The following is a 15,345-nucleotide window of genomic DNA, read 5'->3' on the forward strand; positions in this document are numbered from 1 at the left end:
TCGCCCCAATCTGGCCCTGCTTCCGCCCGGCTTCGGGCAGCCCGCGACATTCCTGCACACCTGACGCGCCGGGGAAGGTAAACCCCTTGGGGCGCCTGGAAACCCAGGCCTCCGCAACGTCCCGGGTGCGGCAAAGGCGCCACATCCGGGGCTTCCCTACCTTTGATTTGCATCAAAGCCAAAGAACAGCGCGGCCCCAATTTGGCCCAAAGCCAGCAGAGCGGTCGGTGCCGCTCCGCGAACGGGGTTGACCAATGTCCATCGTGCAGACACCGATCAAGAGGATGACGGCCGGCGAGTTCGGCCTGCTGATCGTCTTTGCGGCGCTCGGCTTCCTGTCCATCGTGGTGGCGGCGAAGGCCCATACAACGGCCTATTCGTTCCACGCCTTTCTTTTCGCGGCGGCCTCCGTCGCGGCGGTGTTCGCCATCGGCAACCGCTACATGGACCGCCCGGCGGAGCTTCCGCCGCAGACCATCAACGGCAAGCCCAACTACAATATGGGCCCGGTGAAGGTTGCGACCCTCGCCGCGGTGTTCTGGGGCCTGGCCGGATTCACGGTGGGCGTGGTGATTGCCCTCCAGCTGGCCTTTCCGTTCCTGAATTTTGATCTGCCCTGGACCGCCTTCGGCCGTCTGCGGCCGCTGCACACCTCGGCGGTGATCTTCGCCTTCGGCGGCAATGTGCTGATCGCCACCTCCTTCTATGTGGTCCAGCGCACCAGCCGCGCGCGCCTTGCGGGTGACTTGGCCCCGTGGTTCGTGGTTCTCGGCTACAATTTCTTCATCCTGATCGCCGGCACGGGCTATCTGCTGGGCATCACCCAGGGCAAGGAATATGCGGAGCCGGAATGGTATTCCGACCTGTTCCTGACCGTGGTGTGGGTGACCTATTTCGCGGTCTTCCTGCTGACGATCCTGAAGCGTGAAGAGCCCCACATCTATGTGGCGAACTGGTTCTACCTCGCCTTCATCGTCACCATTGCGGTGCTGCACCTCGGCAACAACACCACCATCCCGGTCTCCGTCTTCTCGCCGAAGTCCTACATCGTGTGGTCGGGCGTGCAGGACGCCATGGTCCAGTGGTGGTACGGCCACAATGCGGTGGGCTTCTTCCTGACCGCGGGCTTCCTGGCGCTGATGTACTACTTCATCCCCAAGCGCGCGGAGCGGCCGGTCTATTCCTATCGCCTGTCCATCGTGCACTTCTGGGCCCTGATCTTCCTTTATATCTGGGCCGGCCCGCACCACTTGCACTACACCGCCTTGCCGGACTGGGCGCAGACGCTGGGCATGACCTTCTCCATCATGCTGTGGATGCCCTCCTGGGGCGGCATGATCAACGGCCTGATGACGCTCTCGGGCGCCTGGGACAAGCTGCGCACCGATCCGATCATCCGCATGATGGTGGTCTCGGTGGCCTTCTACGGCATGTCCACCTTCGAAGGCCCGATGATGTCGGTGAAGGCGGTCAACTCGCTTAGCCACTATACCGAGTGGACCATCGGCCACGTGCATTCCGGTGCGCTGGGCTGGGTCGCCTACATCTCGTTCGGCGCCATCTACTGCCTGGTGCCCTGGCTGTGGCACAAGCGTGAGATGTATTCCATGAAGGCCATCAACTGGCACTTCTGGGTCTCCACGCTCGGCATCGTGCTCTACATCTGCTCCATGTGGGTGGCGGGCATCCTTCAGGGTCTGATGTGGCGTGCCTATACGGCGCTCGGCTTCCTCGAATACTCGTTCATCGAGACCGTCGAGGCCATGCACCCGCTCTACGTGATCCGGGCCCTCGGCGGCATCCTGTTCCTGGCCGGTGCCGTGATCATGGCCTGGAACGTCATCATGACCATCCGCAGCCCCGAACTCGCCACCGAGGCGAACACGGCGGCGCTTGCCCCCGCCGAATGACGGAGACATCCATGTCGACCAAATCCGCTTCGATCTGGAGCAAGCACGCCATCTTCGAGAAGCACAGCTATTGGCTGCTTCTCGGCGTCCTCTTGGTGATCTCCGTAGGTGGGCTCGTGGAGATCGTGCCCCTCTTCTACCTCAAGAGCACCATCGAGACCGTGTCGGGCATCCGCCCGTACACCCCCCTCGAGCTGGCCGGACGCAACATCTATGTGCGTGAGGGCTGCTATAACTGCCACAGCCAGATGATCCGTCCTCTGCGCGACGAGGTGGAGCGCTACGGCCACTACTCGCTGGCGGCCGAGAGCATGTACGACCACCCCTTCCAGTGGGGCTCCAAGCGCACCGGGCCGGATCTGGCCCGCGTGGGCGGCAAGTATTCGGACCAGTGGCAGCTGGACCACCTGAACAACCCCCGTTCGGTGGTGCCCGCCTCCATCATGCCCGGCTATCCGTTCCTGGCGCGGACCAAGCTCGACGCCAAGCACATCGCCGACGACATGAAGGTGCTGCGCATCGAGGGCGTGCCCTATACGGACGACATGATCGCCAACGCCCAGGCGGACCTGCGCACGCAGTCCACCACCGATGCCGACAATATGGATGCCCTCCAGGCCCGCTATCCCAAGGCGCAGGTGCGTGACTTCGACGGCAATCCCGCCGAGCTGACCGAGGCCGACGCGCTGATCGCCTATCTGCAAATGCTGGGCACGCTGGTCGACTTCAAGCTCTACGACAACAAAGCCAACGTGAGGTAGCTCCCATGCGCGACCTCTATATGAGCCTTGCGAGCTTCGCACAGACCTGGGGCCTGCTGCTGTTCTTCTTCGGCTTCCTCGGTGTCATCGCCTATGCCTACTGGCCCTCGAAGAAGCAGAAGAAGAACTTCGACGAAGCGGCCCAGATCCCGCTGAAAGAGGATTGATCCCGTGAGCACCGCGCACGACAGCCATGACGGAGCCGTGGACACCGCAACGGGCGTCTCCACCACCGGCCACGAATGGGACGGCATCCGTGAACTGAACAACCCCCTGCCGCGCTGGTGGCTGTGGGTGTTCTACGCCACCATCGTGTGGGCCTTCGGCTATTGGGTCCTGTACCCGGCCTGGCCCCTGATCTCCAGCCACACCACCGGCCTCTTGGGCTGGAATTCCCGGTCGGCGGTGGCGATGCAGCTTCAGGATCTCCAGGCGCTGCGCGCCGAGACCAGCATGCGCCTGACCAACGCTTCGCTGGAGGAGATCGAGAAGACCCCCGATCTGCTCTCGCTCGCCCGCGCCGAGGGACGGGTGGCCTTCGCCGACAATTGCGCGCCCTGCCATGGGGCGGGCGGCGGCGGCGCCAAGGGCTTCCCCAACCTCAATGACGACGACTGGCTGTGGGGCGGCACGCTGGCCGACATCCAGCAGACCATCACCCACGGCATCCGCTCCGGCGACGATGAAGGCCATCAGGGCAACATGACCCCCTTCGGCGGGGTCCTCTCCAAGGCGGACATCTCGGCGGCGGCCGACTATGTGCTCTCCTTGTCGGGGGCCGGTCCCGCCGACACGCCGAGCGCCAAGAAGGGGGCCGCCGTGTTCGCCGCCAATTGCGCCGTCTGCCACGGTGCCGACGGCAAGGGCAAGCAGGAGCTGGGCTCCAAGAACCTCACCGACGGCATCTGGCTCTATGGCGGCGACAAGGCCACCATCATGCAGACCATCACCAATGGCCGCGGCGGCGTGATGCCCGCCTGGGCCGGGCGCCTGTCGCCCACCACCATCAAGGCGCTCACCGTCTATGTGCATACGCTCGGCGGCGGCCAATAGGTCGCCCCGCCAGCCTTGCGCAAGCCTGGTGTGAGACACGGGCGCGCCCCGGCCGGTCGGCCGGGGCGGCCCGCGCCGTGAGACAAGGACGCCCGGCCCCCGAAGGCCGGCTCAGTTTCCAGGAGGGCGTCTTCGAAGGGGCGTCGGGGGGCGCCGAAGGTGGCGCTGTCCGCAAGTCCCGCCTCCTCCGACCCGCTTTCTGCGAGGCGGGAAAGGGCTTTTGAACCATGACCGCACCTGCCGTGAAGACGAAGACCCCGCCCGCCGCGGCCAGCGCCGACGATGCGCCGCTCTATGAGGCCCGGCGCCAGATCTATCCCCAGAGCGTGCGCGGACGCCTGCGCACCATCAAGTGGATCGTCCTCGCGGTCACGCTCGGCATTTATTACTTCCTGCCCTTCGTACGCTGGAACCGGGGCCCGGGCGCGCCCGACCAGGCGGTGCTGATCGATTTCCCCGCCCGCCGCTTCTATTTCTTCTTCATCGAGATCTGGCCGCAGGAATTCTACTATGTCGCCGGCCTGCTGATCCTGGCCGCCCTCATCCTGTTCCTCATGAACGCGGTCGCCGGGCGGGTGTGGTGCGGCTATCTGTGTCCGCAGACGGTGTGGACCGACCTGTTCATGGCGGTTGAGCGCCTCATCGAGGGCGACCGGCGCCAGCGCATGGTGGAGGATGCCGGCCCCTGGACGCTCGACAAGTTCGCCCACAAGCTGATGAAGCATTCCGTCTGGCTGCTCATCGCCTGGTGGACGGGCGGCGCCTGGGTGCTCTATTTCGCCGACGCGCCCACCCTGGTCCATGAGCTGGCCACCTTCCAGGCGCCCACGGTGGCCTATGTGGCCATCTTCACCTTGACCTTCACCACCTATTCGCTCGCCGGCCACATGCGCGAGCAGGTGTGCACCTATATGTGCCCCTGGCCGCGCATCCAGGCGGCGCTGACCGACGAATATGCCCTGAACGTCACCTATCGCTATGATCGTGGTGAGCCGCGCGGCTCGGTGAAAAAGGCCGCCGCCGCCCGAGCCGAGGGCAAGCCAGCCGGGGATTGCATCGACTGCCACCAGTGCGTGAATGTGTGCCCCACCGGCGTCGACATCCGCCAGGGCCTGCAACTGGCCTGCATCCAGTGCGGCCTGTGCATCGACGCCTGCAACAACATCATGGACAAGGTGGACCGCCCGCGCGGCCTCATCGCCTATGAATCGGAAGCCAATCTGGAGGCGCGGGTGGCCGGCAAGCCGCCGGTCCGCCGCATCGTGCGGCCGCGCACCATCCTCTACACCGCCCTCATCGTCTTCGCCGGCGGCCTGATGCTGTTCACCCTGGCGAACCGCGCGAACGAGGGGCTGAACGCCATCCACGACCGCAACCCCTTGTTCGTGAAGCTGTCCGACGGATCGCTGCGCAACGCCTATACGCTGCGGCTCATCAACAAGGACCTCGCCGAGCGTGGCTTCATACTGACCGCCACCGGCGTGCCCGGCGCCACCCTCTCGGTGGTGGGCACGGAGGGCGGCCCCGAGGGCGAGGTGGTGACGGTGGGCCCGGACCAGACCCGCGAGGTCCGGGTCCTTTTGACCACCAAGGATCGTCTCGCCCCCGGCACCTCTCTGCCGGTGACGTTCCAGATCCGCGACCAGAAGAGCGGGGCGACCGCCACCGCCGTCGACCACTTCATCGGCCCCTGACGGGGCGGAGGACAGGCCATGGGCAAGACCGCAACGCAACTGCAAAGCCAACGCCCCGGCCGGGCATCACGCGAACTCACGGGGCGCATGGTGCTGGCCATGTTCCTGGGCTTTTTCGGGGTGGTGATCGGCGTCAACGTTGTGATGGCCCGCTATGCGGTCAGCACTTTCGGCGGCGTGGAGACGGAAAGCTCCTACAAGGCCGGCCTCGCCTTCCGCTCGGAGGAGGACGCCGCCGCCCGCCAGGGCGCGCTGGACTGGGCCGTGAACGTGGCCATCGCGCCCTCCGACACCTCTGATCGTCGTCTGACGGTAGAGGTGAAGGACGCCGCCGGCCGGCCGCTCAACGGCCTTGAGGTGCGCGCCGAGTTCACTCACCCCACCGATGCCCGGCAGGACGTGGAGATCGCCCTGGTCGGCCTCGGCCAGGGTCGCTATGGCGGCGAGGTGATGGCGCACCGGGGCCAGTGGGACCTGGTGCTTGATCTTGCGCAAGGCGGGCAGCGCCAGTTCCGGTCCAAGAACAGGATCGTCATGAAGTAGCCGTCGGTGCCGCGCGCGGCCCGGCAAGGTCGAAGCGAAATGTCCGAGGCGGTCGATTATTCCATTTTCCTGGCGCGGGATGCGCAGGGCCACGCCGAGATGAGCCTCGCCGTGGATGGAATCGACTGCGCGGCCTGCATCGGCGACATCGAGAACGGCATCCGCGCCTTGCCTGGCGTGGTGAAGGCCCGCCTCAACTACTCCACCCATCGCCTGACCGTCGCCTGGGACGGGGAGGGGGCACCGGCGCAGGTGGTGGACCGCCTCCAGGCGCTCGGCTATCGCGCCCATCCCTTCGCCGGCCGGGCCGAGGAAAGCGAGGCCCGCCACGCCCAATGGCTGCTGCGGTGCCTGGGGGTCGCGGGCTTTGCGGCCATGAATGTGATGCTGCTTTCGGTCTCCGTGTGGTCGGGCAATGTCACCGATATCACGCCCGAGACCCGCGATCTCTTCCACTGGATCTCCGCGCTCATCGCCCTGCCGGCCGCTGCCTATGCGGGCCAGCCCTTCTTTCAGAGCGCCTATCGCGCCCTGCGCACCCGCCGGCTCAACATGGACGTGCCCATCACCATCGGCGTGATCCTGGCGCTCGGCATGTCGGTGGTGGAGACCGCGCTCCACCAGGAGCATGCCTATTTCGACAGCGCGGTGATGCTGCTCTTCTTCCTCCTGGCCGGGCGCTATCTGGATCATGAGGCCCGCCGGCGCACCCGTGCCGTGGCCGGCAATGTGGCCGCGCTCCGGGGTGAGATGGCCCACCGCCTCGGCCCCGATGGCGTCCCCGTGCGCGTGCCGGTGCAGGCGCTCGCCGCCGGCGACCATATCCTGGTGGCCGCGGGCGAGCGGATCGGCGCCGACGGCGTGGTGGCCTTCGGGGCCTCGGCGGTGGATGAGGCGCTCGTGACGGGGGAGACCTTGCCCCGTCCGGTGGGGTCCGGTGCGCCCGTCTATGCCGGCAGCCTGAACGGCGCGGGCGCCCTGACCGTGAAGGTCACGGCGGGCGGCGAGGGCACGTTGATCGACGACGTGCAGCGCCTGCTGGACGGCGCCACCAGCGCCCGCAATTTCTATGTGCGCCTCGCCGACCGGGTGTCGCGCCTCTATGCGCCCATGGTGCATCTCACCGCACTCGTTTCCGCCATCGGCTGGCTCCTCCTGGGGGCGGGCCTGCACCATGCGGTCATGATTGCCGTGGCGGTGCTCATCATCACCTGCCCTTGCGCCCTGGCGCTGGCGGTGCCGGTGGTGCAGGTGGTGGCCACCGGGCGCCTGTTCCGCGCCGGCCTGCTCATCAATGCTGGCGACATGGTGGAACGCCTCGCCATCGTCGACACGGTGGTGTTCGACAAGACCGGCACCCTGACCTTGCCCGAGCCCGAGCTGCGCCTGCCCGAGGGCGCCGACCCGGCGCTGGTGGCCGCCGCCGCGCGCCTGGCGCTGTCGAGCCGCCACCCGCTGGCGGTGGTGCTGGCGCGGCAGGCCGCCACGGCGCCGCTGTCGGAGGTCACCGAATGGCCGGGTCAAGGCATCAGCGCCCTCATGGACGGGGTGGAGGCGCGCCTCGGCAGCCTCGCCTTCTGCGGTGCGCCGGCACCGGCGGACCTGCCGGCCACCGCCTCCCTCATCGCTTTCCGCCTGGGTGCCCGCACCCTGGTGGTGGGCATCGACCAGGGCCTGCGCCCCGACGCCGGCGAGGTGGTGGCGGGGCTGAAGGCGCGGGGCCTCGACGTGCGTATCCTGTCCGGTGACCGGCCCGAAGCGGTGGCTCCGGTGGCCGCGCATCTCGGCATTTCCGCGTTCGAGGCCGGCCTCAAGCCAGCCGACAAGATTGCGGCGATCAATGCCCTGAAGGCTGCCGGCCGCAAGGTGCTCATGGTGGGCGATGGCCTCAATGACGCGCCGGCCCTCGCGGCGGCGGATGTCTCCCTCTCCCCCGCCTCCGGCGCGGCGGTGACGCAGGCCCAGGCGGACGCGGTTTTCCTGGGCACGAGCTTGTCTCCGGTGGAGGCGGCCATCGACGGTTCGCGGGTGGCGCAGCGTCTCATGCGGCAGAACCTCGCCCTTGCCGTGCTCTACAATCTCGTTGCCGTCCCACTGGCGGTGCTGGGCCATGTGACGCCTCTGGTGGCGGCGCTGGCCATGTCCGGCTCTTCCATCCTGGTCACGCTCAATGCCCTGCGCGCCGCCCGTTTCGGCCGGCCGGTCATTTCGGTGCCCCAGCAGAGCCCCCCCGGCGCGGATGTGGTTCCGGCGGGGGTGGAGGAGGCGACCGCATGAATGTCCTGCTCTATCTCGTCCCCCTGGCTCTTGGCCTTGGCCTGGCCGGCCTCTTCGCCTTCCTCTGGAGCCTGAAGAGCGGACAATATGAGGATCTGGACGGCGCCGCCGTGCGGGTCCTCTCCGACGACGACCTCACGGAGGAGTCGCGCAAATGAGGCGTGCGGCCCGCATCGGCGAACCGCGGGCGGGCATGCTGGTCTGCGTGTGCGACCCGCAACTGGACGTCCCGGCCAACGACAATCGCGCCCGGCCCGTGCCGCGCCTTGCTCTGGTGCTGGGCTTCGCCTTCGCCGTGCTGGCCCAGACTCTGGCCTCCGGCCTCCTGCCGCTGGCCGGCGCCATGCTCGCTCCCGTTCCGGCCCTCACCCCCGTGCCCTTCGCGGCCATGATGGCCGGGGCCTTGCTCGCCTCCTTTCCCGCCTCCTTCCTTGGCGACACATTCGGCCGGCGCACGGGCTTTGCGCTGGGCGCCTCGCTCGGCATTGCCGGTGGCCTGCTGCTGGCGTTGGGGCTGATGCAGCGCCAGTTCGTCTGGGTGAGTCTGGCCGCCCTCTGGCTCGGCATGGCGCAGGGCTTTTCCTTCTTCTACCGGCATGAGGCGGCGGCCTCCGCTGGCCGGCCCTCGGCCGCTGCGGCCGGGGTGCTGGCGGGGGGAATTCTGGCAGCGCTGGCCGGCCCGACGCTCGCGGGGGCGGCCGAATGGCTGTTCGCCCCCTTCTTCCTGGTAGGCTCCGCCCTCCTGGCGGCGCTCGCCCATACCTGCGGCCTCGCGGTGGCGGTCTGGTACGCGCCCAATGCCGCGCCCCGCGTCTCCCCCGCGCGTCCCGCGCCGCTCAAGGCCATCGCGCTGCCCACCCTGGTGGGGGCGCTCGCCTGGGGCGGCATGAGCTTCGTCATGGCGGACGCCCCCCTGGCGCTCATGGGATGCGGCATCGGCGAGGGCGCCGTATTTGGCTTCCTGGCGCTGCATGTGGCGGCCATGTATGTGCCGGCGGCCGGGATCGCCTTCATCGCCCATCGCGTGCCGGCGGTGCCACTGGCCTTGGGTGGGCTTGCCTTTGTGGTCGCCGCCATCCCCCTCATGCTCGCTGGCGAGACGGTGGTTCTGACCGCCGCTTTGGTGATGGTGGGGGCCGGCTGGTCGGTGGCGACCGTGGGCTGCACCGGCTGGCTCTATGCCGACCGGCCCCCCTCCCGCCTCGCCTTGGCGCTCCATGACGGCGCCCTGTTCGGCGCCGCCATTCTGGGCGCGCTGGCCTCGGGCCGCCTGCTCTGAGCGGATCGCCCTCCCGCGACCCGCGTATTTTCCGTAAGTTCGGCCCCCTTTTCCGGTTGCGAGGGTGCCATGGCCTCCATCTTCTCCCTGTCCGGACGCACGGCGCTGGTGACTGGCGCTGCTGCCGGTCTCGGCTTCGAGATCGCCCGCGGCCTCGCGCAGGCGGGGGCCTGCGTGGTGTTGAACGGGCGCCGTGCGGAGCCGCTCGCCGCCGCCCGCGAAACCCTCCTCGCCGAAGGCATCGATCCCGTCCAGGTGCAACTCGCCGCTTTTGATGTCTGCGAGGAAGGTGCGGTGGCGCGCTTCGTGGCGGAAGGGCCGGCCATCCATATCCTGGTCAACAATGTGGGGCTCAGGGACCGCAGGCCGCTGGCGGAGCTGGATGGCCCCGCCTTTCGCGCCATGCTGGAGACCAATCTGGTGGCTCCCGCTCTGCTCGCTCGGGCACTGAGCCCGGCCATGGCGCGGCAGGGCTACGGGCGGATCATCAACATCACTTCCATTGCCGGCCCCATCGCGCGGGCGGGGGATGCCGCCTATACGGCGGCGAAAGGTGGCCTTGCGGCGCTCACACACGCCTTGGCGGCGGAGCTTGGGTCCGCCGGGATCACCGTGAACGCCATCGCCCCCGGCTTCTTCGCCACCGCTCCCAATGCCGCCATGGTGGCCGACCCCGAGATCGGCGCCTGGCTGTCGCGGCGCACCTCGCTCGGCCGCTGGGGTCAGCCGGAGGAGATTGCCGGAGCCGCCATCTTCCTCGCCTCGCCGGCCGCAAGCTATGTCACCGGACATATGCTCAGCGTGGATGGCGGCTATCTTTCCCATTTCTGAGGCCTGGCCTTGCCGCGGATCAACCGCTCGGCGCTCAAACCGGATCGACGATAGGATCGCATGCCGACCTCGCAATCTGCTCGCCTGCCGCAAGGGGCACCGCCCCGCCTTCGTCCGATGCGGCGCGATCGCCTCCTTGCTTGCGGTGCCGGCGGCAGGGACTTGTTGCCGCGACCGACGAAAGTCATTGTAACGACGTGGCTTTTTCGCCTATCCATGAGTACCACGCAGGCTCGGGGGCGCCGGTGAAGGACACGCGGCTCAATCCATGGACGGGCGAGTTCCTCTCCGAGGACGAGGAACGCGCCTATCGGGCCGCCTGTGCCCCGGAAGCCCAGCGGCAGGCCCGCCTGCTCTTCCTCCTCAGCGTGGCGCTGAACATCATCTTCCTGGTGACCGACTGGCAGCTGGGGGTGCCGGACCTGCGCTATTCCCTCGGCTGCCGATTGGGCATGGTGGCGGTGGCGCTGGCCGGGGTGGCGGCGGTGCGCCACTGGCGGGACCATGCCCATGTGGAAGGGGTGATGATTGCCTGGCAATGGCTCACCGCGTTGGGGGGGGCGCTGCTGCTGCGGCCCGGCACCGACATCTCCCTGTTCGTGGTCATCGCCCTGCCCACCATCTATTACCTCGCCGTGCCCGTCCCTTTCCGGTGGTCGGTTATCAACGGGGTGGGGGCGTCGCTGCTGCTTCTGGCCGCGGCCATCGGCCTGCCGCCGGTGGGGGGCCGGGGGTTGGGACTGCTCGTCTCGGTGCTGGCGCTCAATGTTGGCCTGGCTTTGGTGGTGCAGCGGATGAACCGCCAGGCCCGCCTCGCCACCGCAGCGGTTGCGGCCGAACGCGAGGCCCGAGAAACCCTGCTGCAGAGCCAGCACCTTTTGGAACACACCTTCGCCGCCGTTCCAATCCCCCTCCTCATCACCGAGATCGAGAGCGGGCGCATCGTGCGGTACAACGAAGCCGGGGTGCGCTATTTCGGCGGCGATCCCGAGACGTTCGGCATTTCCACCGTGAACCAGATCTATGCCGATCCGCGCGTGCGGCGCGCCTTTCTGGACCGCATCTCGAAGAATGGCCGCGTGACCAATTTCGAGACCAAGATCCGCCTGGGCCATGGCGAGATCCGCTCCGTCCTGCTGGCGGCGGCCTTCACCGAGGTGGAGGGGCACGCCTGCCTGATCTCCGGCGTGGTGGACATCACGGACCGGCTGGCGGCGGAACAAAGGATCCGTTTCGCGGCCACCCATGATTCCCTCACCGGCCTCATGAACCGCTCCGCCTTCCTCAGCCAGCTTGAGACGATGCTGGACAAGCCCAGCGGAGCCAGCGGGAGGGTCGCCCTGCTGATGGTGGACCTCGACGGCCTGAAGGATGTCAACGACACGCTCGGCCATGATGCCGGTGATATGCTGCTGGTGGAGACTGCCCGCCGCCTGGAGCGGCTCACCAAGGACGTCGGACGGGTGGCGAGGCTCGGCGGCGACGAGTTCGTGGTGCTGCTGCCGTCCCAGCCTTCGGTTCAGCCGGCCATGGACCTGGCCAGCGCCATCCTGAGCGAGTTCCGCAACCCGCTGGCGCTGGGCGAGCGGCACATGACCAGCCGCGCCAGCATCGGCATCGCCCTCAGCCCCGCGCCGGGCTATGCGGCGGGCGAATTGATGAAGGATGCCGACCTCGCCCTCTATGCCGCCAAGGCGCAGGGCCGCAACCGGGCGGTGACCTATTCCCCCGCCATGCGCCGCTCCATGAACGAGCGCATCCTGCTCAGCCGGGAACTGGCGCGCGCCGTCGCCAACGACCTCATTGTACCCTATTACCAGCCGAAATTCTCGCTTGCCACCGGCCGGCTGGTGGGGCTGGAGGCGCTCATGCGCTGGCAGCAAGGGCCGGGCCTGGTGGCGGGGCCGGACCGGTTCGCCCTCGCCTTCGAGGATGCCGAGCTGGCGCTGGCCATGGGAGATGCCATGCTGCGGGCCATCGCGGTGGATGCCCGCGACTGGCTCTCCCAGGGCCTGTCCTTCGGGCGTATCGCCTTCAATCTTGCCCCTGCCCAGTTCACCCAGCCGCGCCTTGCGTCGCAGCTCCTCGGTATCCTGGCGCGGGAGGGGGTCGAGCCCAACTATTTCGACCTGGAAGTGACCGAGACCGTGGTGATGGGCAAGGATGCGGACTTCGTCGCCCCCATCCTCGACGAGCTTTATGCTGCGGGCATGCGGATCGCCCTCGACGATTTCGGCACCGGCTATGCGGCGCTGACTCATCTCAAGCAATTCCCCATCGACGCCCTCAAGATCGACCGCAGCTTTGTGGCCGATATCGAGACCGACACGTTCGACGCCGCCATCGTGTGCGCGGTCATCGAGCTCGGCCGCAATCTCGGCCTGAGGGTGATTGCCGAGGGGGTGGAGACGGTGGGGCAGGCGCGCTTCCTGAAGGAGCGGGGCTGCGAATATGCGCAGGGCTATCTCTATGCCCGCCCCATGCCCGCCGCCATGTTCGCCGACTTCCTGATGGCCGAGCGTCAGGGCCGCGCCAGCGAGCGCCTCGCGCGCCTTGGCCCGTGACGCGGCGGTCCCGCGCCGTCAGTGGTGCAGGATCTGGCCGAGGAAGGTGCGGGTGCGCTCGTTCTTCGGATTGGCGAAAAACACGTCCGGCGCGCCTTCCTCCACGATCTCGCCCTTGTCCATGAAGATGACCCGGTCCGCCACCTGCCGGGCAAAGCCCATTTCGTGGGTCACGCAGATCATGGTCATGCCCTCTTTGGCCAGCGAAATCATGGTGTCCAGCACCTCCTTGACCATTTCAGGGTCCAGCGCGGAGGTGGGCTCGTCGAACAGCATGATCTTGGGCGACATGCACAAGGCCCGCGCGATGGCGACGCGCTGCTGCTGCCCACCGGAAAGCTGGCCGGGATATTTGTTGGCCTGCTCGGGGATCCGCACGCGCTCCAGATAGGTCATGGCCACCGCCTCGGCCTCGGCCTGGGACATGCCGCGCACCTTGCGGGGGGCGAGCGTGCAGTTCTGGAGCACGGTCAGATGCGGGAACAGGTTGAAGGACTGGAACACCATGCCCACTTCGCTGCGCACCTTGTCGAGGTTGCGCGTGGAGGAGCCCACCTCCACGCCGCCCACCTCGATGCGCCCACCTTGGTGATGCTCCAGCGCGTTGATGCAGCGGATGAGGGTGGACTTGCCAGAGCCGGACGGGCCGCACACCACGATGCGTTCGCCGAGGCGCACGGTGAGGTTCACGTTCCGCAGGGCGTGATAGGTGCCGTAATGCTTCTCGACGCCGTCCATGCGGATCATGACCGGCGCCTCGCCGGCGGCGGCGCGCGGGGATTCAGGCGCGGAGGTCGGAGGGGTGGTCATGGGGCGGTCTCCCGGCGGCGGCAAGGGGGTCTGCAACGGATGAGGAGGCCGCGGGGTGGAACCCGCGGCCGGTCGACCTTCAGAAGGTGGGCATGTTGGGAAGCGGGGTCTTGAACCACTTCTGATTGATGGCGTCGAGCTCGCCATTATTCTTCACAAAATACAGGAAGGTGTTGATCCACTGAAGGAATTCCGTGGAGCCGCGGCGCACCGTGATGCCGTTATACTGGCTGCGCAGCACCAGCTTGCGCTCGATGCCCATGTCCGGATACGTGGCGGCGAGCTGGGCACCGATGACATTGTTGGCACCGAGCAGGTCCACCTGGCCGGAAATGAAGGCCTGGGCGGCGGTGGCGTCGTCGTCGAAGCGCATGATGGTGGCGCCCTTGGGCACCGAGGCGGTGAGCGCGGTGTCCTGGGTGGAGGCGCGGGCGACGCCGATCTTCTTGCCGGCGGTCTGCTCGATGGCGGAGATGTCCAGCTTCTTGGGGCCGATCAGCTGGATCTCGATGGCCGAATAGGGAATGGAGAACTGCACCTGCTTGGCCCGCTCCGGCGTGATGCCGAAGGTGGCCACCAGCACGTCCACCTTGTTGGTGAGCAGGTAGGGAATGCGGTTCGGGCCGGTGACGGGGACGATATCCACTTCGACGCCGAGATACTTGCCCATGAGCTTGGCCACGTCCGCGTCATAGCCTTCCGGCTTGCCCTCGGTATTGAGGAGGCCGAAGGGCGGCAAGTCCACCAGCATGCCTACGGAGAGCTTCTTCTTCGACAGGATGTCGTCAAGGGACTGGGCGGCGGCGGTGCCGTGGCCCACCGCGAGCGCGCCGGCGGCCAGCGCCGCGACGCTGAGCGCGGCGAACGTGCGCCGCGTGAGGGTGGCGAGGGACTTCAGGGACATCTGCTTTCCTCCGATTGGCCCTTGGCGGGCGGTGCTTTCACGGGTCCGGGGCCGTCTCACCGCGAGACGGTGCCGAATTTCTTTTCCAGGTAGCGGGAATAGAGGGAGAGCGGCCAGCACAGCAGGAAGTAGATGCCGGCCACAATGCCGAACACCAGGAAGGGGCTGAACGTGGCGTTGTTGACGATCTGCCCGGCGCGGGTCAGCTCCACGAAGCCGATGATGGAGGCGAGCGACGTGCTCTTCATCAGCAGCACCAGGAAGCCCACTGTGGGCGCCACCGCGATCTTGGCGGCCTGGGGCAGGATCACCTCCTTCAGGCGGGTGAAGTAATGCAGGCCCAAGGCGGTGGAGGCTTCCCACTGGCCCTTGGGCACCGCCTGGATGCAGCCGCGCCAGATCTCGCCCAGGAAGGCGGAGGCGTTCAGCGTCAGGCCGATGGCGGCGGCCAGCAGCGGGTCCACCGCCGCGCCCAGGAGCGTGATGCCGAAGAAGACCAGGAAGAGCTGCATCAGCAGCGGCGTGCCCTGGAACAGCTGGATATAGGCGATGGCGATGGCCCGCAGCCACGGCCAGGGCGAGGTGCGCGCGAGCGCCACGCCGATGCCGCCGATCGCCCCGCCCACGAAGGCGATGGCCGAGAGCAGCAGCGTCCAGCGCACCGCCATGAGCAGGAAGAAGAACTCGGCGGAGGTGAAGGGACGGATCATGGTTTCCTC

Annotated in this window: 14 protein-coding genes; 11 read left to right on the forward strand and 3 right to left on the reverse strand. The window is 67.7% G+C overall.

The window, feature by feature from the left end; all coding sequences use genetic code 11:
* Positions 1–254: 254 nt before the first annotated feature.
* From ccoN to J5J86_RS08235, 11 genes are all read left to right on the forward strand, one after another.
* A complete protein-coding gene (ccoN, locus tag J5J86_RS08185; RefSeq protein WP_209104398.1) occupies positions 255–1,910 on the forward strand; it encodes a cytochrome-c oxidase, cbb3-type subunit I in 1,656 nt (551 codons plus the stop codon).
* Between the two features lie 11 nt (positions 1,911–1,921).
* Positions 1,922–2,671, forward strand: a complete 750-nt coding sequence (gene ccoO / locus J5J86_RS08190; RefSeq protein WP_209104399.1) for a cytochrome-c oxidase, cbb3-type subunit II — start codon at positions 1,922–1,924, stop codon at positions 2,669–2,671.
* A gap of 5 nt (positions 2,672–2,676) precedes the next feature.
* Positions 2,677–2,838: a cbb3-type cytochrome c oxidase subunit 3 gene (locus J5J86_RS08195; RefSeq protein WP_209104400.1), complete on the forward strand. Its 162-nt coding sequence runs from the start codon at positions 2,677–2,679 to the stop codon at positions 2,836–2,838.
* A 4-nt stretch (positions 2,839–2,842) separates the two neighbouring features.
* Positions 2,843–3,724 carry a cytochrome-c oxidase, cbb3-type subunit III gene (gene ccoP, locus J5J86_RS08200; RefSeq protein WP_209104401.1) on the forward strand — a complete coding sequence of 294 codons (882 nt, stop codon included), beginning with the start codon at positions 2,843–2,845 and terminating at the stop codon, positions 3,722–3,724.
* A 227-nt stretch (positions 3,725–3,951) separates the two neighbouring features.
* Positions 3,952–5,418 carry a cytochrome c oxidase accessory protein CcoG gene (ccoG, locus tag J5J86_RS08205; RefSeq protein WP_209104402.1) on the forward strand — a complete coding sequence of 489 codons (1,467 nt, stop codon included), beginning with the start codon at positions 3,952–3,954 and terminating at the stop codon, positions 5,416–5,418.
* A gap of 18 nt (positions 5,419–5,436) precedes the next feature.
* A complete protein-coding gene (locus tag J5J86_RS08210) occupies positions 5,437–5,961 on the forward strand; it encodes a FixH family protein (protein ID WP_209104403.1) in 525 nt (174 codons plus the stop codon).
* 39 nt (positions 5,962–6,000) lie between these two features.
* On the forward strand, positions 6,001–8,238 hold the full coding sequence (locus J5J86_RS08215) for a heavy metal translocating P-type ATPase (protein ID WP_209104404.1): 2,238 nt from the start codon (positions 6,001–6,003) through the stop codon (positions 8,236–8,238).
* Positions 8,235–8,396 (forward strand): cbb3-type cytochrome oxidase assembly protein CcoS, encoded by a 162-nt coding sequence (ccoS, locus tag J5J86_RS08220; RefSeq protein ID WP_209104405.1) that lies wholly within the window; start codon positions 8,235–8,237, stop codon positions 8,394–8,396. The genes J5J86_RS08215 and ccoS overlap by 4 nt, the downstream gene beginning before the upstream one ends.
* Positions 8,393–9,517: a hypothetical protein gene (locus J5J86_RS08225; protein WP_209104406.1), complete on the forward strand. Its 1,125-nt coding sequence runs from the start codon at positions 8,393–8,395 to the stop codon at positions 9,515–9,517. Before ccoS ends, J5J86_RS08225 begins: the two co-directional genes overlap by 4 nt.
* A gap of 69 nt (positions 9,518–9,586) precedes the next feature.
* On the forward strand, positions 9,587–10,348 hold the full coding sequence (locus tag J5J86_RS08230; protein WP_209104407.1) for an SDR family oxidoreductase: 762 nt from the start codon (positions 9,587–9,589) through the stop codon (positions 10,346–10,348).
* Positions 10,349–10,593: 245 nt separating this feature from the next.
* Positions 10,594–12,912, forward strand: a complete 2,319-nt coding sequence (locus J5J86_RS08235; RefSeq protein ID WP_209104408.1) for a putative bifunctional diguanylate cyclase/phosphodiesterase — start codon at positions 10,594–10,596, stop codon at positions 12,910–12,912.
* Between the two features lie 18 nt (positions 12,913–12,930).
* Here the strand turns inward: J5J86_RS08235 and J5J86_RS08240 are convergent, their stop codons facing one another.
* From J5J86_RS08240 to J5J86_RS08250, 3 genes are all read right to left on the reverse strand, one after another.
* Entirely contained in the window at positions 12,931–13,659 is a 729-nt protein-coding gene (locus tag J5J86_RS08240; RefSeq protein WP_209105310.1) for an amino acid ABC transporter ATP-binding protein, read from the reverse strand.
* A gap of 142 nt (positions 13,660–13,801) precedes the next feature.
* Positions 13,802–14,626 (reverse strand): transporter substrate-binding domain-containing protein, encoded by an 825-nt coding sequence (locus J5J86_RS08245; RefSeq protein WP_209104409.1) that lies wholly within the window; start codon positions 14,624–14,626, stop codon positions 13,802–13,804.
* 56 nt (positions 14,627–14,682) lie between these two features.
* Positions 14,683–15,336, reverse strand: a complete 654-nt coding sequence (locus J5J86_RS08250) for an amino acid ABC transporter permease (protein WP_209104410.1) — start codon at positions 15,334–15,336, stop codon at positions 14,683–14,685.
* Positions 15,337–15,345 lie beyond the last annotated feature (9 nt).

Origin of the sequence: Aquabacter sp. L1I39, assembly GCF_017742835.1 — a bacterium.
Lineage (GTDB): Bacteria > Pseudomonadota > Alphaproteobacteria > Rhizobiales > Xanthobacteraceae > L1I39.

Bases quoted from the DNA above. Each gene is read 5' to 3' on its own strand.
- J5J86_RS08240 (WP_209105310.1), bottom strand. From the start codon at position 13,659: ATGATCCGCATGGACGGCGTCGAGAAGCATTACGGCACCTATCACGCC.
- J5J86_RS08225 (WP_209104406.1), top strand. From the start codon at position 8,393: ATGAGGCGTGCGGCCCGCATCGGCGAACCGCGGGCGGGCATGCTGGTC.
- ccoN (WP_209104398.1), top strand. From the start codon at position 255: ATGTCCATCGTGCAGACACCGATCAAGAGGATGACGGCCGGCGAGTTC.
- J5J86_RS08245 (WP_209104409.1), bottom strand. From the start codon at position 14,626: ATGTCCCTGAAGTCCCTCGCCACCCTCACGCGGCGCACGTTCGCCGCG.
- ccoO (WP_209104399.1), top strand. From the start codon at position 1,922: ATGTCGACCAAATCCGCTTCGATCTGGAGCAAGCACGCCATCTTCGAG.
- J5J86_RS08210 (WP_209104403.1), top strand. From the start codon at position 5,437: ATGGGCAAGACCGCAACGCAACTGCAAAGCCAACGCCCCGGCCGGGCA.
- ccoG (WP_209104402.1), top strand. From the start codon at position 3,952: ATGACCGCACCTGCCGTGAAGACGAAGACCCCGCCCGCCGCGGCCAGC.
- ccoS (WP_209104405.1), top strand. From the start codon at position 8,235: ATGAATGTCCTGCTCTATCTCGTCCCCCTGGCTCTTGGCCTTGGCCTG.
- J5J86_RS08230 (WP_209104407.1), top strand. From the start codon at position 9,587: ATGGCCTCCATCTTCTCCCTGTCCGGACGCACGGCGCTGGTGACTGGC.
- J5J86_RS08215 (WP_209104404.1), top strand. From the start codon at position 6,001: ATGTCCGAGGCGGTCGATTATTCCATTTTCCTGGCGCGGGATGCGCAG.
- J5J86_RS08250 (WP_209104410.1), bottom strand. From the start codon at position 15,336: ATGATCCGTCCCTTCACCTCCGCCGAGTTCTTCTTCCTGCTCATGGCG.
- J5J86_RS08195 (WP_209104400.1), top strand. From the start codon at position 2,677: ATGCGCGACCTCTATATGAGCCTTGCGAGCTTCGCACAGACCTGGGGC.